The organism is Pseudomonas sp. SWRI50 (genome assembly GCF_014269095.1).
Classification (GTDB): domain Bacteria; phylum Pseudomonadota; class Gammaproteobacteria; order Pseudomonadales; family Pseudomonadaceae; genus Aquipseudomonas; species Aquipseudomonas kermanshahensis.
Genome location: NZ_JABWRW010000007.1, coordinates 227,105 through 244,947 on the forward strand (window position 1 = coordinate 227,105; position 17,843 = coordinate 244,947).

At 63.6% G+C, this 17,843-nt stretch carries 17 protein-coding genes; 5 read left to right on the plus strand and 12 right to left on the minus strand.

Features of this window, described 5'->3' with window-relative positions; genetic code table 11:
• Positions 1-42 precede the first annotated feature (42 nt).
• From recG to exbB, 5 genes are all read right to left on the minus strand, one after another.
• Positions 43-2,121 (minus strand): ATP-dependent DNA helicase RecG, encoded by a 2,079-nt coding sequence (gene recG, locus HU750_RS10810; protein WP_027592142.1) that lies wholly within the window; start codon positions 2,119-2,121, stop codon positions 43-45.
• A 3-nt stretch (positions 2,122-2,124) separates the two neighbouring features.
• A complete protein-coding gene (locus tag HU750_RS10815) occupies positions 2,125-3,051 on the minus strand; it encodes a hydrogen peroxide-inducible genes activator (RefSeq protein WP_027592143.1) in 927 nt (308 codons plus the stop codon).
• Positions 3,052-3,145: 94 nt separating this feature from the next.
• A complete protein-coding gene (locus HU750_RS10820) occupies positions 3,146-3,877 on the minus strand; it encodes an energy transducer TonB (protein ID WP_027592144.1) in 732 nt (243 codons plus the stop codon).
• Positions 3,874-4,302, minus strand: a complete 429-nt coding sequence (gene exbD, locus HU750_RS10825; protein WP_013974803.1) for a TonB system transport protein ExbD — start codon at positions 4,300-4,302, stop codon at positions 3,874-3,876. The genes HU750_RS10820 and exbD overlap by 4 nt, the downstream gene beginning before the upstream one ends.
• 3 nt (positions 4,303-4,305) lie before the next feature.
• The gene (gene exbB / locus HU750_RS10830; RefSeq protein ID WP_027592146.1) at positions 4,306-5,277 is read right to left on the minus strand and encodes a tonB-system energizer ExbB; all 972 of its coding nucleotides are present in this window, start codon (positions 5,275-5,277) and stop codon (positions 4,306-4,308) included.
• 192 nt (positions 5,278-5,469) lie between these two features.
• Between exbB and HU750_RS10835 the strand changes: the two genes are divergently transcribed.
• On the plus strand, positions 5,470-6,327 hold the full coding sequence (locus HU750_RS10835; RefSeq protein WP_186679412.1) for an SDR family oxidoreductase: 858 nt from the start codon (positions 5,470-5,472) through the stop codon (positions 6,325-6,327).
• A 130-nt stretch (positions 6,328-6,457) separates the two neighbouring features.
• On the opposite strand, the gene HU750_RS10840 is transcribed toward HU750_RS10835, so the two are convergent.
• The 5 genes from HU750_RS10840 to HU750_RS10860 form a co-directional block, all read right to left on the minus strand.
• Positions 6,458-7,183: a hypothetical protein gene (locus tag HU750_RS10840; protein ID WP_099430803.1), complete on the minus strand. Its 726-nt coding sequence runs from the start codon at positions 7,181-7,183 to the stop codon at positions 6,458-6,460.
• 55 nt (positions 7,184-7,238) lie between these two features.
• Positions 7,239-7,619 (minus strand): deaminase RidA, encoded by a 381-nt coding sequence (gene ridA, locus HU750_RS10845; protein ID WP_027592149.1) that lies wholly within the window; start codon positions 7,617-7,619, stop codon positions 7,239-7,241.
• A gap of 23 nt (positions 7,620-7,642) precedes the next feature.
• Positions 7,643-9,751, minus strand: coding sequence for a bifunctional GTP diphosphokinase/guanosine-3',5'-bis pyrophosphate 3'-pyrophosphohydrolase (gene spoT / locus HU750_RS10850; RefSeq protein WP_027592150.1), 2,109 nt, complete (start codon positions 9,749-9,751; stop codon positions 7,643-7,645).
• Between the two features lie 59 nt (positions 9,752-9,810).
• Positions 9,811-10,074 (minus strand): DNA-directed RNA polymerase subunit omega, encoded by a 264-nt coding sequence (gene rpoZ / locus HU750_RS10855; protein WP_012312123.1) that lies wholly within the window; start codon positions 10,072-10,074, stop codon positions 9,811-9,813.
• A gap of 179 nt (positions 10,075-10,253) precedes the next feature.
• Positions 10,254-11,126 (minus strand): LysR family transcriptional regulator, encoded by an 873-nt coding sequence (locus HU750_RS10860; RefSeq protein WP_186679414.1) that lies wholly within the window; start codon positions 11,124-11,126, stop codon positions 10,254-10,256.
• 244 nt (positions 11,127-11,370) lie between these two features.
• Between HU750_RS10860 and HU750_RS10865 the strand changes: the two genes are divergently transcribed.
• The 3 genes from HU750_RS10865 to HU750_RS10875 all read left to right on the plus strand — a co-directional run bounded on the left by HU750_RS10865 (position 11,371) and on the right by HU750_RS10875 (position 15,146).
• Positions 11,371-12,714, plus strand: coding sequence for a glutamine synthetase family protein (locus tag HU750_RS10865; RefSeq protein WP_371097094.1), 1,344 nt, complete (start codon positions 11,371-11,373; stop codon positions 12,712-12,714).
• Positions 12,715-12,718: 4 nt separating this feature from the next.
• A complete protein-coding gene (locus HU750_RS10870; protein ID WP_099455723.1) occupies positions 12,719-13,492 on the plus strand; it encodes a gamma-glutamyl-gamma-aminobutyrate hydrolase family protein in 774 nt (257 codons plus the stop codon).
• 112 nt (positions 13,493-13,604) lie between these two features.
• Positions 13,605-15,146: an APC family permease gene (locus HU750_RS10875; RefSeq protein ID WP_027592154.1), complete on the plus strand. Its 1,542-nt coding sequence runs from the start codon at positions 13,605-13,607 to the stop codon at positions 15,144-15,146.
• 114 nt (positions 15,147-15,260) lie between these two features.
• On the opposite strand, the gene gmk is transcribed toward HU750_RS10875, so the two are convergent.
• Together gmk and HU750_RS10885 are read right to left on the minus strand one after the other, a co-directional pair.
• Positions 15,261-15,881, minus strand: a complete 621-nt coding sequence (gene gmk, locus HU750_RS10880) for a guanylate kinase (RefSeq protein ID WP_027592155.1) — start codon at positions 15,879-15,881, stop codon at positions 15,261-15,263.
• Positions 15,882-15,894: 13 nt separating this feature from the next.
• The gene (locus HU750_RS10885) at positions 15,895-16,758 is read right to left on the minus strand and encodes a YicC/YloC family endoribonuclease (RefSeq protein WP_085272162.1); all 864 of its coding nucleotides are present in this window, start codon (positions 16,756-16,758) and stop codon (positions 15,895-15,897) included.
• 225 nt (positions 16,759-16,983) lie between these two features.
• On the opposite strand from HU750_RS10885, the gene rph reads away from it, so the two are divergent.
• A complete protein-coding gene (gene rph, locus HU750_RS10890) occupies positions 16,984-17,706 on the plus strand; it encodes a ribonuclease PH (protein ID WP_186679416.1) in 723 nt (240 codons plus the stop codon).
• The last annotated feature ends 137 nt before the right edge of the window (positions 17,707-17,843 follow it).

The window sequence follows — 17,843 nt, forward strand, 5'->3', positions numbered from 1 at the left end:
AACCAGTCCCGCCGCAAATCTGGATCCATTGTGGGACTGGCGTCACACTTGGCCGTATTGCTGGCCGTGCCGCAGCCAGCGGTCAAGCAACGGGCTGACATGGTCCGGCCACCGCGCGATCAGCGCTTGGGCGGCATCACGTACGGCTGGCAGCAGGTCGGCATCACGCATCAGGTCAGCGACCTTGAACTGTAGCAGGCCGGTCTGGCGTGTTCCCAGCATCTCGCCGGGGCCGCGCAGTTCCAGGTCTTTTTCCGCGATGATGAAGCCATCGTTAGTTTCACGCATGATCCCCAGGCGTTCGCGGCCGATCTGCGACAGTGGCGGGTGATACAGCAACACGCAGTGGCTCACCGCGCTGCCCCGGCCAACCCGGCCACGCAGCTGGTGCAGTTGGGCCAGGCCCAGGCGTTCGGGGTTCTCGATGATCATCAGGCTGGCATTGGGCACGTCCACGCCCACCTCGATGACCGTGGTTGCCACCAGCAGTTGCAGCTCACCGGCCTTGAACTGGGCCATGATCTCGGCCTTTTCCGCAGGCTTCATGCGCCCGTGGATAAGGCCGACGCGTAGCTCGCCCAGGGCGCTGCCAAGCTCTTCATAGGTGCTCTCGGCCGCTTGGCAGGTCAGTTCTTCGGACTCTTCGATCAGGGTGCACACCCAATAGGCCTGACGCCCCTCGGCACAGGCGGCGCGTACCCGTTCGACCACTTCGAAACGGCGGCTGTCGGCCACCAGCACGGTGTTCACCGGCGTACGCCCGGGTGGCAGCTCGTCGAGGACCGAGGTGTCGAGGTCGGCGTAGGCGCTCATCGCCAAGGTCCGAGGGATCGGCGTCGCAGTCATGATCAGCTGGTGCGGGCACAGCTCGCCGGCCACGCCTTTTTTGCGCAGGGCCAGGCGTTGCTGCACACCGAACCGGTGTTGTTCATCGATGATCGCCAGGGCCAGGTGCTTGAATTTGACCTCTTCTTGGAACAGCGCATGGGTGCCCACCACCATCGGTGCGCCGTTGGCGATTTGCTCCAGCGAGCTGGCCCGGGCCTTGCCCTTGAGCTTGCCGGCCAGCCATGCCACCTCGATGCCCAGCGGTTCGAGCCAGCGCTTGAAGGTAATGAAGTGCTGTTCGGCGAGGATCTCGGTGGGGGCCATCAACGCCACCTGGTAACCGGCCTCCAGCGCTTGCAGTGCCGCCAGTGCGGCGACCACCGTTTTACCGGCCCCGACATCGCCCTGTACCAGGCGCATCATGGGCTCGGCTTGGGCCAGGTCGTAGGCAATTTCGTTGGCCACCCGTTGCTGGGCGCCGGTCGGCTTGAAGCCTAGGTTGGCCAGGTACTGCGCGGGCAACCGGCTGGCCTTGGGCAGTACGGGGGCACGCAGGCTGCGCAGGCTCTCGCGCAGGCGTTGCTGCGACAGCTGGTGGGTCAGCAGCTCTTCGAAGGCCAGGCGGTGTTGAGCCCAATGCTGGCCTTCGGCAAGTTCGTCGAGGTCGGCATCGGCCGGCGGGTTGTGCAGGTAGCGGATGGCATCGTCCAGCGGCGCCAATTGGTAGTCCCGGGCCAGCTCATCGGGCAGCCAGTCTGGCAGGCTGCGCGGGCCAAGCATGCCAAGGCTCTGCTGGCAGAGCAGGCGCAGGCGTTGCTGGGTGAGCCCTTCGGTGGACGGGTAGATCGGCGTCAGGGTCTGTTCCACCGGGGGCGGTGGCTCATCGCCGTTGAGCGCCCTGTACTCCGGGTGGTAGATCTCCAGGCCAGAGGCGCCGGGGCGGGCTTCGCCATAGCAACGCAGGTGCGTGCCGCGTTTCAGGCCTTCTTTTTGCGCATTGCTGAAGTGATAGAAGCGCAGGCTCAATACGCCGCTGCCGTCACCCAGGCGCACCACGAGGCTGCGGCGCTTGCCCATGGTGACGTCCGCACCGCTTACTACACCTTCGATCACGGCATCCTGCCCCGGGCGCAGCTCGCCAATGGGCACCACACGGGTGCGGTCCTGGTAGCGCAGGGGCAGGTGGAACAGTATGTCCTGCAGGTTCTCCAGGCCCACCTTGGCGAGTTTTTCCGCCATGGCATCGCCCACCCCTTTGAGCACCGTGACCGGGACCTTCGACAGCTCACTCATGACTCAGGCCGGCTGTTCCACAGGAGGTTTGGCGACCGAGCAGAGGCGGATCGAGTCAGCGAGGATCTCGATGGCCTTGGGCCGCGGGAAGCTGGCACGCCAGGCGATGGCCACGGTGCGGAACGGTGCTGGCGCAGTCAGCGGGCGCACTTCGATGATGCCTGGCGCGTAATGGTGGCTATGCACCGCCGACAGCGGCAGGATCGAGACGCCAAGGCCCGAGGCAACCATGTGCCGAATGGTTTCCAGGGAACTGGATTCCACCGTGGTATGCCGGGAGCCTTCGCCGCCTTTGTTCAATGTCGGGCAGGCTTCCAGGACCTGGTCGCGGAAGCAGTGGCCTTCACCGAGCAGCAGCAGGCTCTTGTCGTTGAGCATGGCGGTGTCGATGGTCTTTTTCGCCGTCCATGGGTGGTCGGCAGGCATCAAGGCGCAGAATGGCTCATCGTACAGCGGCAGGGTCAGCACGTCGGCTTCGTTGAACGGCAGGGCGATGATCACTGCGTCGAGTTCGCCGTTGCGCAGTTTTTCGCGCAGTACGTGGGTGAAGTTCTCTTCGATGTACAGCGGCATCTGCGGCGCCACACGGTGCAGCTGCGGGATCAGGTGCGGGAACAGATAAGGGCCGACGGTATAGATGGCACCGACCTTGAGCGGGGCAGTCAGCTGGTTTTTGCCGGCCTGGGCCAGCTCGCGGATGCCTTGGGCCTGTTCCAGTACCTTCTGCGCCTGGGCGACGATGCTTTCACCGACCGGGGTCAGGCGCACTGCGCTCTTGCTGCGCTCGAAGATCAGCACGCCAAGCTCGTCCTCGAGCTTCTTCACACCGACCGACAGGGTCGGTTGGCTCACGTGGCAACGTTCGGCCGCGTGGCCGAAATGTTGTTCCTGGGCGAGTGTGACGATGTAGCGTAATTCTGTGAGGGTCATAACGTGCGTCCATGAAGTTGCGAGCCCAGCATAGCGGCTGCAATCGATAGACGCACGTTATCAGACTTGCCGATTTGTGACAGAAACAAAAGTCTCAGCGGCGGTCCAGCGAGTAGACGAACGGCGCCACGACTTCGATCGTGCCGTTGTTCAACAACTCGGGTGGCGGCTTGGGTACCGTGCCGGCACGACGGATCATTTCCAGGGTCGCCCGGTCCAGTGCCGCGCTGCCCGAACCACCGGCCATGGCGTACGACACCACCTTGCCTTCGGCATCGACTACGAAGCGCAGGCGGTTGATGCCCTGCAGGCCGCGACGACGCGCGTCTTCCGGGTAACGCTTGTACTTGGCCAAGTGGCGCAGCAGGTCACTCTGCCAGGTAGGCAGGGCGTTGCTGTTGGACGCAATGCTCGGTGCCGGTGCCGCGGACTTCTGCGGCGGCGTGTTGCTTGGCGGTGCGTCTACCACGCTTTCGGTCGGCGGCGCTTCCTTCGGCGGCTCAGGCTTTTTCTCGGGCTTGGGCGGCTGGGGCTTGGCCTTCGGCTTGGGCGGCTTGGCGATGGCGATCTTGGGTTTAGGGGCTTCCACCAGCTTGGGCAACGGCAGTTCTTCAACCGGTGCCGGCGGCTGTGGGACGGCTTTTGGAGGAGGTGGTGGCGCAGGCTCCGGCAAAGGTGCCAGCTCGACCATCATGGCTGCCGGCGGCAGCTCGATGGCCTGAGGCACGGACCAATTGAGCGTGAGCAGCACAGCGACGGCATGGACACCCAGCACCAGTGCCAGGCTGCCGCTGTAACGCGCCAGGTTGTGCCGCGTCTTCGTCATTTCTTGGCTGCCGTCTCGAGACCTACCAGACCGACCTTCAAATAGCCGGCCGCGCGCATGTTGTTCATCACTTCCATCAGGTCACCGTAATCCACGCCCTTGTCGGCCTGGAAGAAGATGGTGGTTTCCTTGTCGCCCTTGGTCTTGGCATCGAGCATCGGTCCAAGCTGGTCGGGGGCAGGGACCTGATCGTCGCCGACATACAGCTTCTGGTCGGCCTTGACGCTGACGAACACCGGTTTCTCGGGCCTCGGCGCTGGTTTGGCGGTCGAGGCCGGCAGGTCGACTTTGATGTCGACCGTGGCCAGGGGCGCCGCCACCATGAAGATGATCAGCAGTACCAGCATCACGTCGATAAACGGCGTAACGTTGATTTCGTGGTTTTCGGCGAGGTCGTCGCCACCTTCGTTGAGATGCAGGCCCATGGCTTACCCCACTTTCACCATGTGCGGGGCGGCGCGCTCGCTGCCTTGGTGGTCCAGGTCACGGCTGACCAGCAGCAGCACCTGGGCAGAAGCGTCAGACACCTGAGCCTTGTAGCCGGCAATGGAGCGGGCGAAGACGTTGTAGATGACCACTGCCGGGATTGCTGCAACCAGGCCCAAGGCGGTTGCCAGCAGGGCTTCGGCGATGCCTGGGGCAACCACTGCCAGGTTGGTGGTCTGGGTCTTGGCGATGCCGATGAAGCTGTTCATGATGCCCCACACGGTGCCGAACAGGCCGACGAAGGGTGCGGTCGAACCAATGGTGGCGAGCACGCCGGTGCCGCTGCTCATGTTGCGGCCGCTGGCGGCTACCAGGCGCTCGAGGCGGAAGGCGACGCGCTCTTTGATGCCCTCTTTTTCACGTGCATTGGTCGACAGGCGCATCTCTTCGAGCGCATCGTGGACCAAGGTGTGAGCCAGGGTGCCTTCCTTGTTCGAGACGTCGCTGGCTTCCTTGAGGCTGGCGGACTTCTTCAGCTGGGCGATCTCGCCGCGCAGACGACGCTTGGCGCCCATCAGCTCGAAGCCTTTGGCAATCCAGATGGTCCACGTGATGATCGAGGCAATGGCCAGGCCGATCATGACGATCTTCACCACGATGTCGGCGTTTTTGTACATGCCCCATGGGGACAGGTCGTGCGCCATGCCCAGGGTAGTATCTTCGACCAGTGCTTCGACGCTTGGGTCTGCAGCGGCTGGCGCATCGGCCGGGGCGTTGGCGACAGGTGCCGAGCCGTCTGCGGCTGGGGCAGCGGCGGTGTTAGCCGGGGCGGCAGCGGCAGCCGGGGTGCTGGCGTTGGCAGTTGGCTCATCGGCCATGGCCACTGGGGCCAGCACCAGGCTGAACATCAGCGCGGCAATGGCACGCCAGGCGCGCGACGGGGTTGGCGAAGCGGAGGGTTGAGTACGTGTCATGCTGGCCGGACCTGATGAAGAAAAAGAGTGAACGTTCTCCAAGGCCTCGAGATAGGCCGAGAACAGATAGGGGCGCCATTATTGCAAGTAATTCTTGTTAACAAAAGTAATCTTGTTGCTTTTTTCACCTAAGGTCTAGCCACTCATCGTGTAGCGTGGCGGGTTTGATCAACTGGTCTAGGGAGTTTTGAGATGTCAGACCTTTCAGTAATGGTCGTAGGTTGTGGTGATGTGGGCGGCCGTCTGGCCCAGCAATTGCTGGCCCGCGGCTGGCAGGTGAGTGGCCTGCGCCGCGCGGTCGAGCACCTGCCAGCGGGTGTTGTGCCAGTGGCTGCCGACCTGGCCGAACCCACCATCCCGCCAGCGTGGCCACAGCGAGCGCCGGACTACATAGTGTATTGCGTGGCGGCCAGCCAGCACGACGAGGCGGGGTATCAGTCGGCCTATGTCGACGGGTTGCGCCATGTGCTGGCCTGGCTTGCCGAACGTGGTCAGCACCCGCGTCGCTTGCTGTTTGTGTCCAGCAGCAGCGTGTTTGCGCAAAAAGACGGCGAGTGGGTCGACGAGACGGCGGCCACCGAGCCTGAAGGGTACTCTGGCCGGATCATGCTCGACGCCGAGCGCTTGGCGCTGGCCAGTGGTATCCCGGCAAGCGTGGTGCGCTTGACCGGCATCTACGGGCCGGGCCGTGAATGGCTACTGAGCCAGGTGCGTCAGGGCTACCGTGTGGCTGAAGAGCCGCCGCTGTATGGCAACCGTATTCATGCCGAAGACGCCGCAAGCTTGCTGGCTTACCTGCTGCAGGCCGATGCCGACGGCGTGGCGCTGGATGACTGCTATATAGGTGTCGATGACGACCCGGCGCCGCTGGCCGATGTGGTGGGCTGGTTGCGTGGGTGCCTGGGCGTTACCGAGTGGTCGGATGAGCAGCGGGTGCGCCGGACGGGCAGCAAGCGCTGCAGCAATGCCCGTGTGCGGGCGTTGGGCTGGGTGCCAGAGTACCCCAGTTACAAAGAAGGGTATGCGGCGATTCTGCAGGGTAAGGGGTGAGTCTACCGGCCTCTTCGCGGGTAAGCCCGCTCCCACAGGGTGAGCGCTGATTCTGTTGTCAGCGGGGTACCTGTGGGCGCGGGTTTACCCGCGAAAGGGCCGGTGTGACGGGTAGAGATCCTGGCAGGCCTCAGTCCTTCTCAAGCACCCATTGCCGAGCACCGGCCGCCAATACCGGCATTTCATCCGGCTTCGCGCGGTTAACGGCCTGGAAAATCTCCAGCGTGTCGCCATCACGCTTGATGATAAACGGCGCACCGCGCTGTTTGCGCTCCAGCCACAGGCTGTCGTTGCTACCGCCCATGGTCGCGCAATCGCCGGCCAGGCACAGGGCAAAACGGTCCGGGCCAGGCAGGCCACTGACGTTGCCGGTGTCGCTGAAGCGAACGGCGGTGCCTTTGCCCTGGCCGTCGATGATTTTCCATTCACCGCCCAGGTAGGCCTGGTACAGCGCCTTCTCGAAGCTGCCACCCAGCGGTGCATTGCCGGGTTGCTTGACGCGCACGAAGGTTTGTTCGGTACCGGACTGCGCGGTGGTTTTCAGCTCGTCGCCATCCAGCGCCAGCTGCTCGGTCTGGCCGTCCTGGAAGCTGGCCAGCCATTGCTTCTCGTTGGCGCTCAACTGGCCGTCGGCCGCCTCGAAGCCATTGCTGAAGCTGGCCTGTTGGTGAGCCACGTCGAGTTTCCACTCGAACACAGGGCCGTGTTCATTCAGTGCCTGACGCAGGCTGCCACTTTTGACGGCGGCTTTGATGGCGTCCTGGTTGATCCAGGTGCCGTTGAAGTCTTCGGGTTTATGGCTGGCGCAACCGCTCAGAAGCAGGGCTGCCAGCGCGAGGGGCAGTGCTTGACGCATGGTGGGTAACCTTGGGGAGAGAAGGTGACGGGCAGGGCGCCCGTCACCAGGGGCATCACTCGATGACCAGGATCGCGTCCATCTCGACCTGGGAGCCTTTTGGCAGCGCGGCAACGCCAATGGCGGCGCGGGCTGGGTAAGGCTGTTCGAAGTAACGGCCCATCACTTCGTTGACCTTGGCGAAGTGGCTCAGGTCGGTGAGGAAGATGTTCAGCTTGACGATGTCCTTGAACGAGCCACCCGCGGCTTCAGCCACAGCCTTGAGGTTCTCGAAGACCTGCACGGTCTGGGCCTCGAAGCCTTCGACCAGTTCCATGGTCTTGGGGTCCAGTGGGATCTGGCCCGACATGTACACGGTGTTGCCAGCCTTGATTGCCTGGGAGTAGGTACCGATGGCGGCAGGGGCCTTGTCGCTGTTGATGACGGACTTGCTCATGATGACTCCTTGCGGTTGGCGGACTACGTACGCATGCGGGTGATGCGGACCACACCGGTCAAGGTACGCAGCTTCTTGATCACTCGTGCCAGGTGCACGCGGTCGTGCACGCTGACCACCAGTTGGACCACGCTGATACGGCCGTCGCGTTCGTCCATGCTGATCTTCTCGATGTTGCCGTCGGCGGCATTGACGCTGCTGGCCAGCAGCGCGATCAGGCCGCGCTGGTGCTCCAGCTCGACACGCAGCTCGACATTGAATTCGCCAGCAATGTCCTTGGCCCAGGAGAGCTGCACGCACTTCTCTGGGTTGTGGCGAATTTCACTGATGTTGCGGCAGTTCTCCAGATGCACGACCATGCCTTTGCCCGCCGACAGGTGGCCGACGATTGGGTCACCGGGGATCGGCGTGCAGCATTTGGCGTAGCTGAGCACCAGGCCTTCGGTGCCGCGAATGGCCAGCGGGCCTTCCGGCGTTGGCAGCTGTTCGCCTTCGGCCGACAGCAGGCGCCGCGCGACCACATAGGCCATGCGGTTGCCCAGGCCGATGTCTTCGAGCAGGTCTTCGATAAGCTCCAGGCGGTACTCGGCGAGAATCGCCTGAATGCGTTCCTGCGGGATCTTTTCGAGGCTGCTGTCGAAGCCGGTCAGCACCTTGTTCAGCAGGCGTTCGCCGAGGCTGATGGACTCGGAGCGGCGCTGTTGCTTGAGGGCGTGGCGGATGTGCGTGCGTGCCTTGCCGGTGACCACGAAGTTGAGCCAGGCCGGGTTCGGTCGGGCGCCCGGCGCGCTGACGATCTCTACCGTTGAACCGCTTTGCAGGGGCTCAGACAGTGGCGCCAGGCGGCGGTTGATGCGGCAGGCGATGCAACTGTTGCCCACGTCGGTGTGCACCGCATAGGCGAAGTCGACGGCCGTGGAGCCTTTCGGCAGCTCCATGATCCGGCCCTTGGGCGTAAAGACATAGACCTCGTCCGGGAACAGGTCGATCTTCACGCTCTCGATGAATTCCAGCGAGTTGCCCGCGCGCTGCTGCAGTTCGAGGATGCCCTTGACCCACTGGCGGGCCCGCGCGTGGCTGCCTTTTGGCTGCTCGTCGTCGTTGGACTTGTACAGCCAGTGGGCGGCAATGCCGTTGTTGGCCATCTCTTCCATCTCGCGGGTGCGGATCTGGATTTCGATGGGCACGCCGTGCATGCCGAACAGCGTGGTGTGCAACGACTGGTAGCCGTTGGCTTTAGGGATCGCGATGTAGTCCTTGAAGCGACCGGGCAGCGGCTTGTACAGGTTGTGCACGGCGCCGAGCACGCGGTAGCAGGTGTCGACCTTGTCGACGATGATGCGGAAGGCATACACGTCCATGATCTCGTTGAAGGCGCGGCGCTTGCCACGCATCTTCTTGTAGATGCCATAGAGGTGTTTCTGCCGGCCGCTGACCTCGCCCTGGATGCCGTCGGCAGCCAGGCAGTTGGCCAGCGATTGTTCGATTTTGGCGACGATCTCTTTGCGGTTGCCGCGGGCGCTCTTGACCGCCCGGTGAATCAGCGACGAACGCATTGGGTGCATGGCCTTGAAGCCAAGGTCTTCGAATTCGACGCGCACGGTGTGCATGCCCAGCCGGTTGGCGATGGGGGCGTAGATTTCGAGGGTTTCCTTGGCAATGCGCCGGCGTTTTTCACCGGACAGCACTTCCAGCGTGCGCATGTTGTGCAGGCGGTCGGCCAGCTTGACCAGGATCACGCGGATATCGCGCGCCATGGCCATGGCCATTTTCTGGAAGTTCTCGGCCTGCGCCTCGGCCTTGGTCTCGAAGTTCATCTGGGTCAGCTTGCTGACCCCATCGACCAGTTCGGCAACCGTCTCGCCAAATTGCTGGCAGAGGGCTTCCTTGGCGATGCCGGTGTCTTCGATCACATCGTGCAGCATGGCGGCCATCAGGCTCTGATGGTCCATGTGCATGTCGGCGAGGATGCTGGCCACGGCCAGCGGGTGGGTCACGTAGGGCTCGCCGCTGCGGCGGCGCTGCCCGTCGTGGGCCTGCTCGGCGTAGAAATAGGCGCGCCGAACCAGGTTGACCTGTTCGGGGCCCAGGTAGGTCGACAGCCGTTCGGCTAAGGCTTCTATACCCGGCATGGGTTCACCTCTTGCAGAGGAAGAGGGCCTTGTGCCGCGCGACGTCGACCTGGCATCAATCAGACAGCCTCGTTGGACTCGTCCTCGAACGCGGCGAAGACCGGATCCTCGGTGACGATCTCTTCAGCAGCGATGAACTCGTTGGTGACGATGCCTTCGGCGATTTCACGCAGGGCAACAACGGTCGGCTTGTCGTTTTCCCACGCGACGCGTGGCTCTTTGCCGCCGGTCGCCAGCTGACGGGCGCGCTTGGTCGAGAGCATGACCAGCTCAAAGCGGTTATCCACGTGTTCCAGGCAGTCTTCAACAGTTACGCGGGCCATGGTCTTCCTCAGTAGCAATTGCGGTGGGCGTGCAGCCCAATATGGGCAGGCGGACTCAATAGTATAAAAATTCACCAGCCAATAGGGAAGCGCTGTTTTGCCACGCGCGGATCAGGCCAGCCCCTGTGGGGGCGGGTTTAGCCGCGAAAGGGCCGCAACAGACACCCTCCTCTTGTATCTCACAACATCGCGTCGCGCAACCGCGGGGTCAATTCCTCGAACAATGTCTGCACCGAGCGCAACGCCCGGCAATCGGGCCGGGTCAGCAGCCACAGTTGGGTGTCGCAACCGGGCAGCGGGCCGCTCAGCGCATCGACGCCAGGCAAGGCATGCACCATGTAGTCGGGCAGCGCCGCCACGCCTAGCCCGGTGCTGACCAGTTGCGCAATGGTCGACATGCCGCTGCATTGGTAGCGTGGGCTCAACCCAGGGTATTGCTGGTTGCGCCAGACCACGGTCGGGTGGTCCTGCATCGAGTCGTCCGGGGCAATCCACGGCACGCCGCTGGCCGACTCGGTCAGCCGCTCGCGCCACTGCGGCTGGCCGCAGATCACGTAGGAGGTCGAGCCCAGGCAGCGGCCTACCAGGTGTTCGGGTGGCGTATTGGTCAGGCGCAGGGCGATGTCGGCATCGCGCCGGCTGAGGTTGGCGAAGGTGTTGGAGGTGCCCATTTCCAGCGACAACGCCGGGTAATTGGGCATGAAGTCGGCCAATGCCGGCAGCAGCAGGCTGTGCATGACCGCCTCGGTGCAGGTCAGCCGCACCGTACCGCTGACCACCTGTTCGCCGCTGGTCATGGCGATGCGCGCGGCCTCCAGGGCCTGTTCGGCGCGCTCGGCCTGCTCGGCCAGGGCCTGGGCGGTGTCGGTGGGCAGGTAGCCTTTACGGCTTTTGACGAACAGCGCGGTGCCCAGTGCCGACTCGAGGCGACGGATCGAGCGGAACACCGTCGAGACGTCCACCTTGAGCAGTTCGGCAGCCTTGGCCAACGAGCGGCCACGTTCCAGGGCCAGGACCAGGGAGAGGTCGGCGTGGGTAATCTGATATTGCATTGATGCACGCTCTGCTTGCCGAAATGCCAATGTCTGTTGCGTTGAGGCCATTTTATAGTGGAACCGCCCCTGGGAATCAATGCGCCCGGTCAGGCAACCAATCCCCACGATGGGAAAGTGAAAAAAACAACAGCTGCAACCATCGTCGCCCGTGAGGCGCCAGCCGTATCCCCACATCGCCGCAGCAAATCAAAGGATGTACACCATGACGTCGGTCACCCCGTGCGCCAGTTCTTCCAGCGAGATGAAAGACTTCCTCCAGGCCCATCCGGATACGCAGTATGTCGATCTGCTGATCTCCGACATGAATGGCGTGGTACGCGGCAAGCGCATCGAGCGGGCCAGCCTGCACAAGGTGTACGAAAAAGGCATCAACCTGCCGGCGTCACTGTTTGCCCTCGACATCAACGGTTCGACCGTTGAAAGCACCGGCCTGGGCCTGGACATTGGCGATGCCGACCGCATCTGCTACCCGATCCCCGGCACGCTGTGCAACGAGCCGTGGCAGAAACGCCCGACCGCCCAGTTGCTGATGACCATGCACGAGATCGAAGGCCAGCCTTTCTTCGCCGACCCGCGCGAAGTGCTGCGCCAGGTGGTGAGCAAGTTCGACGACCTGGGCTTGGATATCTGCGCCGCGTTCGAGCTTGAGTTCTACCTGATCGACCAGGACAACCTCAACGGCCGCCCGCAACCGCCGCGCTCGCCTATTTCGGGCAAGCGCCCGCAGTCGACCCAGGTGTACCTGATCGACGACCTCGACGAATACGCCGACTGCCTGCAAGACATGCTCGAAGCGGCCAAGGAGCAAGGCCTGCCGGCCGATGCCATCGTCAAGGAAAGCGCCCCGGCGCAGTTCGAGGTCAACCTGCACCACGTTGCCGACCCGCTGAAGGCCTGCGACTACGCCATCCTGCTCAAGCGCCTGATCAAGAACGTGGCCTACGACCATGAGATGGACACCACCTTCATGGCCAAGCCCTACCCGGGCCAGGCGGGCAACGGGCTGCACGTGCACATCTCGCTGCTGGACAAGAAAACCGGCAAGAACATCTTCGCCAGCAGTGACCCGCTGGAAAGCGACGCGCTGCGCCACGCCATCGGTGGCGTGCTGGAAACCATGCCGGCGTCGATGGCTTTCCTCTGCCCGAACATCAACTCGTACCGCCGTTTCGGCGCGCAGTTCTATGTGCCCAACGCGCCGAGCTGGGGCCTGGACAACCGCACCGTCGCGGTTCGCGTGCCGACCGACAGCAGCGAGAACGTGCGCATCGAGCACCGTGTGGCCGGCGCTGACGCCAACCCTTACCTGATGCTCGCGGCCATTCTTGCCGGTATCCACCACGGCCTGACCAGCAAGGTCGAGCCGGGTGAACCGATTGAAGGCAACTCGTACGAACAACTGGAACAGAGCCTGCCGAACAACCTGCGCGATGCCCTGCGCGCGCTGGATGACAGCGAAGTGCTCAATCAATACATCAGCCCGGATTACATCGATATCTTCGTCGCCTGCAAGGAAAGCGAGCTGGCCGAGTTTGAAGTGTCGATCTCCGACCTCGAGTACAACTGGTACCTGCACACGGTGTAAGCCCATGAGCGCAAATGCGGTCCCCTTGATCGGTATCAGTGCCTGCCGCCAGCAGGTGGGGAAGAACTCGTCGCACACGGTGGGCGACAAGTATGTCGAGGCGGCCGGCTTTGCCGGGCTGCCACTGATTTTGCCGGCGCGCGACGGGGGCAGTGATACCCCCGCGCTGCTGGCCCAGCTCGACGGCATTCTTTTTACTGGCTCGCCTTCAAATATCGAACCGCATCATTACAATGGCGCCCCCAGCGTGGAGGGTACCCGGCATGATCGCGCGCGCGATCGCCTGACCCTGCCGCTGCTGCAGGCAGCGATTGCCGCCGGTGTGCCGGTGTTTTGCATTTGCCGTGGGTTCCAGGAATTGAATGTGGCCCTTGGCGGCACCTTGCACCAGCGTGTGCAGGAGCTGCCTGGCTACCTTGACCACCGCGAACCTGAGGACGCACCCCTGGAGGTGCAATACGGCCCTCGTCACCCCGTTGGCATCGCGCCTGGCGGGTTGTTCGAGCGCCTAGGCCTGGCTGCGCAATTCGAGGTCAACTCGTTGCACAGCCAGGGCATCGACCGCCTGGCCCCTGGGCTGCGGGTCGAGGCGCGGGCCCCGGATGGCCTGATCGAAGCGGTGTCGATGCCAGATGCGCCGGGCTTCGTGCTTGGCGTGCAGTGGCACCCTGAATGGCGTTTTGCCGAAAACCCGGTCTCCCGGCGCCTTTTCCAGGCGTTCCGCGAGGCCTGTATTGCCCATGCTGCACGGGAGGGTACGCGCCAGAAAGCATTCTGACGTCACCCGAAAGTCTCGGATGACGCCCCCCTGTTGCAAGCTTTCAATGAGTGAAAGCGGGCCTTGTACGCAAGGCCCGCGAAAACAATTCCAAAATTTACGGCACATACTCATGAGCGATTACACAGAAGCCGGCCGCCCACCCGATGTGGCGGCCGACGCGGGCAACACCCAGCGCAGCAAGGGCTTGGCCAAAGGCCGCCTGGGCTTGTTGGCCAGCGTGGTGCTGGGCATTTCCACCATCGCCCCGGTCTATACCCTGACCGGCGCGCTTGGCCCAACCGTGCGAGAGGTCGGTGCCCACCTGCCTGCGGTATTCATCGTCGGCTTCCTGCCGATGCTGCTGGTCGCCCTTGGCTATCGCGAGTTGAACTCGGCAGAGCCGGACAGCGGCACCTCGTTCACCTGGTCGGCGCGCGCCTTTGGCCCGATGATCGGCTGGATCGGGGGCTGGGGGCTGGTGGTCGCCACCACCATCGTGCTGTCGAACCTGGCAGGCGTGGCGGTCGACTTCTTCTACCTGTTCCTGGGGCAGATCACCGGCAACCATGGCCTGGCGGCCTTGGCGGATAACCTGCTGATCAACATCAGTACCTGTTGCGTGTTCATCGCCCTGGCGGTGTGGATCTGCTGTCGCGGCATAGCCACCACCATGACGGTGCAGTACGGCCTGGTGGCCCTGCAGTTGCTGGTGCTGATCGGCTTTGCCTTCGCCGCCTTCGGTGGCACCACTGCGCCGCCACCGCTGGAATTCGATTTCGCCTGGTTCAACCCGTTCGGTGTCGAGTCGTTTTCGGCCTTTGCCGCGGGGCTTTCACTGTCGATCTTCATCTTCTGGGGCTGGGACACCTGCCTGACCGTCAGCGAAGAATCGGTGGGCAGCGAAGAGGTGCCGGGCAAGGCCGCCACTTGGACCGTGATGTTGATCCTCGGCCTGTACCTGTTCACCGCCATCGCCACCCTGCAGTTTGCCGGTATCAGCGAAACGGGCCTGGGCCTGAACAACCCGCGCATCCAGGAGAACGTCTTTGCCCACCTGGCCGGCCCGGTGATGGGGCCGCTGGCGATCCTGATGTCCATCGCCGTGCTGGCCAGCACCGCAGCGTCGCTGCAGTCGACCTTCGTGGCACCGGCGCGCACCCTCTTGGCCATGGGTTACTACGGTGCGGTACCGCCTAAGTTCGCCAGCGTTTGCCCGCGTTCGCAAACCCCGCGCTATGCCACCATCTGCGCTGGCCTGGCCGCCGGCCTGTTCTACGTGACCATGCGTACCCTGAGCGAGAACGTGCTGGCCGACACCATCACCGCGCTGGGGATGATGATCTGCTTCTACTATTCGCTGACTGCGTTTGCCTGCGTCTGGTACTTCCGCGACAGCCTGTTCGACAGCGTGCGCCACTTCGTCATGCGCGGCCTGTGCCCGCTGGTCGGTGGGGTCATCTTGTCGGTGATCTTCGCGCGTACCGCGATCGACAGCGCTTCGCCAGACTTCGGCAGCGGCTCGCATGTGGGTGGGCTGGGGCTGGTGTTCGTGATTGCCGCGATCATTTCGGTGCTCGGCATCGGGCTGATGCTGCTGTCGCGGATGCGGGCGCCGGCGTACTTCCTGGGGGCGACCCTGCGTCAGCAGGCGACCCTGCCGCTGGCGGAGTAATGCAGAGGGGGCGCTTTGCGCCCCATTCGCAGCACAAGGCTGCTCCTACATCCTTGCCTTTGTAGGAGCAGCCTTGTGCTGCGAATGGGCTGCAAAGCAGCCCCGCTCGGTCTCTCAGGAGAGCAGTTCTTTCAGCAGCCCACCGTGGCGCTGCTGTTGCTTCTTCAACTGCAGGCGGTTCGAGCGGAACACCGCCTTCAACTCCTCCAGCGCGACGCCGAAGTCATCATTGATGATCAGGTAATCGTACTCGTCGTAATGCACCATCTCGCTGACCGCTTCTTTCATGCGCCCGGCGATGATCTCCTCACTGTCCTGCCCACGCCCATCCAGGCGCTGACGCAGCGCTTCCTGGCTGGGTGGCAGGATGAACACCGAGAGTGCCTCGGGCATCAGCTTGCGCACCTGCTGGGCACCTTGCCAGTCGATTTCCAGGATCAGGTCGAAGCCCTGGTCGAGGGTCTGCTGCAGTGCGCTGCGCGACGTGCCGTAGAAGTTGCCGAACACTTCGGCATGCTCGAGGAAGTCGCCTTGCTCGATCAGTGCCTTGAATTCTTCGTGCACGACGAAGTGGTAGTTCACCCCGTGCTGCTCACCCGGGCGCATGGCGCGGGTGGTGTGCGAGACCGAGACGCGGATTTGCTTGTCGTCCTGGGTCAGGGCCGTTACCAGGCTGGTCTTGCCGGCACCCGAAGGGGCCGAAACGATGTAGAGGGTGCCGCTGCTGTGATTCATGGTCGGGGTGGCCTTACTCGATGTTCTGTACTTGTTCACGCATCTGTTCGATCAATACCTTCAGGTTGACCGCCGCTTGCGTGCTACGCGGGTCGAATGCCTTGGAACCGAGGGTATTGGCTTCGCGGTTGAGTTCCTGCATCAGGAAGTCCAGGCGCCGGCCGGCCGCGCCGCCCGACTTGAGCACGCGACGCACTTCGGTGACGTGGGTGGCGAGGCGGTCGAGCTCTTCGGCGACGTCGCTCTTTTGCGCCAGCAGCACCATCTCCTGCTCCAGGCGTTGCGGGTCGAGCTCAGCCTGCATGTCGCCGAAGCGGTCGAGAATTTTCTGCCGCTGGGCCGCCAGCATCTGCGGCACCAGGGCGCGCAGTGTGGTGACCTCGGTGGTCATGTTGTCCAGGCGTTCGTTGATCAGCCGGGCCAGCTCCTGGCCTTCACGCAGGCGCCCGGCCTTGAGCTCGGCCAGCGCGTCGTCGAACAGCGCCACGGCCTCGGCGTTCAGCGCTTGCGGGTCGCTGGCGTCGGCAACCAGCACGCCGGGCCACGACAGCACTTCCAGGGGGTTCAGCGGGGCCGGCTGCTTGATCAGGCCAGCCACCTCTTCGGCGGCGGCGACCAGCTGTGCGGCGCGCTCACGGTCCACTTTCAGTGGCTTGCCGGTGCTGTCTTCGTTGAGGCGCAAGGTGCATTCCACCTTGCCGCGCGACAGCCCCTGGCGCAGGCCTTCGCGTACCGCGCCTTCGAGGTCACGCAGGGCCTCGGGCAGGCGCAGGTGCGGCTCCAGGTAGCGGTGGTTGACCGAGCGCAGCTCCCAGACCAGGGTGCCTTGGCTGCCGGCGCGCTCGACACGAGCAAAAGCGGTCATGCTGTGCACCATGGGGAGTACCTCGCGTAGATGAATGAACAGGAAAGCCTCTCGGCTGCAAGGCGCAGGATTGTAGCGCAGTGGGGCCTCGGCGCCCAATCCAGCCATGTTACAGAGGGCGAAATGCGCAGTGGGAAAAGGCGACAGGCTGTCAGGGGCGCGACAATAGGCGTGTCCTCCCGCAGCTGCGAGCTCTATAATGCTCGGCAGATTCAAGTCCCAGTACAGGTATCCCAGATGAAACGTCCAAGTGGTCGCGCCGCCGATCAGCTCCGCTCGATCCGCATCACCCGCAACTACACCAAGCACGCCGAAGGGTCGGTACTGGTCGAGTTCGGTGACACCAAGGTCATCTGCACGGTCAGCGTGGAGAATGGTGTGCCCCGCTTCCTCAAAGGCCAGGGCCAAGGCTGGCTGACAGCCGAATACGGCATGCTGCCGCGCTCTACCGGCGAGCGTAACCAGCGCGAAGCCAGCCGTGGCAAGCAGGGCGGCCGCACCCTGGAAATCCAGCGCCTGATCGGCCGCTCGCTGCGCGCCGCGCTGGACATGAGCAAGCTCGGTGACATCACCCTGTACATCGACTGCGATGTGATTCAGGCCGACGGTGGCACCCGCACCGCGTCGATCACCGGTGCCATGGTCGCCCTGTGCGATGCCTTGGCCGTGATCAAGAAGCGTGGCGGCCTCAAGGCTGGCAACCCGCTCAAGCACATGATCGCCGCGGTTTCCGTGGGCATGTACCAAGGCGAGGCCGTGCTGGACCTGGACTACCTGGAAGACTCCGCCGCCGAGACCGACCTGAACGTGGTCATGACCAGCACCGGTGGTTTCATCGAGGTACAGGGCACCGCCGAGGGCGCGCCGTTCCAGCCTGAAGACCTGAACGCCATGCTCGCCGTGGCGCAGAAGGGCATGAACGAGATCTTCGAACTGCAGCAGGCCACCCTGGCCGACTGATTCATAGCAATTGGGGCCGCTTCGCGGCCCATCGCCGGCAAGCCGGCTTGTGTCTTGAGGGGGTATTAGAATCAGGAGTGAGAGCGGTGAATGGCAAGCTGACTGCCGGAGGTGCTGCGAGCACGAGTGGGAGCACA

Bases quoted from the DNA above. Each gene is read 5' to 3' on its own strand.
- recG (WP_027592142.1), bottom strand. From the start codon at position 2,121: ATGAGTGAGCTGTCGAAGGTCCCGGTCACGGTGCTCAAAGGGGTGGGC.
- HU750_RS10815 (WP_027592143.1), bottom strand. From the start codon at position 3,051: ATGACCCTCACAGAATTACGCTACATCGTCACACTCGCCCAGGAACAA.
- HU750_RS10820 (WP_027592144.1), bottom strand. From the start codon at position 3,877: ATGACGAAGACGCGGCACAACCTGGCGCGTTACAGCGGCAGCCTGGCA.
- exbD (WP_013974803.1), bottom strand. From the start codon at position 4,302: ATGGGCCTGCATCTCAACGAAGGTGGCGACGACCTCGCCGAAAACCAC.
- exbB (WP_027592146.1), bottom strand. From the start codon at position 5,277: ATGACACGTACTCAACCCTCCGCTTCGCCAACCCCGTCGCGCGCCTGG.
- HU750_RS10835 (WP_186679412.1), top strand. From the start codon at position 5,470: ATGTCAGACCTTTCAGTAATGGTCGTAGGTTGTGGTGATGTGGGCGGC.
- HU750_RS10840 (WP_099430803.1), bottom strand. From the start codon at position 7,183: ATGCGTCAAGCACTGCCCCTCGCGCTGGCAGCCCTGCTTCTGAGCGGT.
- ridA (WP_027592149.1), bottom strand. From the start codon at position 7,619: ATGAGCAAGTCCGTCATCAACAGCGACAAGGCCCCTGCCGCCATCGGT.
- spoT (WP_027592150.1), bottom strand. From the start codon at position 9,751: ATGCCGGGTATAGAAGCCTTAGCCGAACGGCTGTCGACCTACCTGGGC.
- rpoZ (WP_012312123.1), bottom strand. From the start codon at position 10,074: ATGGCCCGCGTAACTGTTGAAGACTGCCTGGAACACGTGGATAACCGC.
- HU750_RS10860 (WP_186679414.1), bottom strand. From the start codon at position 11,126: ATGCAATATCAGATTACCCACGCCGACCTCTCCCTGGTCCTGGCCCTG.
- HU750_RS10865 (WP_371097094.1), top strand. From the start codon at position 11,371: ATGAAAGACTTCCTCCAGGCCCATCCGGATACGCAGTATGTCGATCTG.
- HU750_RS10870 (WP_099455723.1), top strand. From the start codon at position 12,719: ATGAGCGCAAATGCGGTCCCCTTGATCGGTATCAGTGCCTGCCGCCAG.
- HU750_RS10875 (WP_027592154.1), top strand. From the start codon at position 13,605: ATGAGCGATTACACAGAAGCCGGCCGCCCACCCGATGTGGCGGCCGAC.
- gmk (WP_027592155.1), bottom strand. From the start codon at position 15,881: ATGAATCACAGCAGCGGCACCCTCTACATCGTTTCGGCCCCTTCGGGT.
- HU750_RS10885 (WP_085272162.1), bottom strand. From the start codon at position 16,758: ATGGTGCACAGCATGACCGCTTTTGCTCGTGTCGAGCGCGCCGGCAGC.
- rph (WP_186679416.1), top strand. From the start codon at position 16,984: ATGAAACGTCCAAGTGGTCGCGCCGCCGATCAGCTCCGCTCGATCCGC.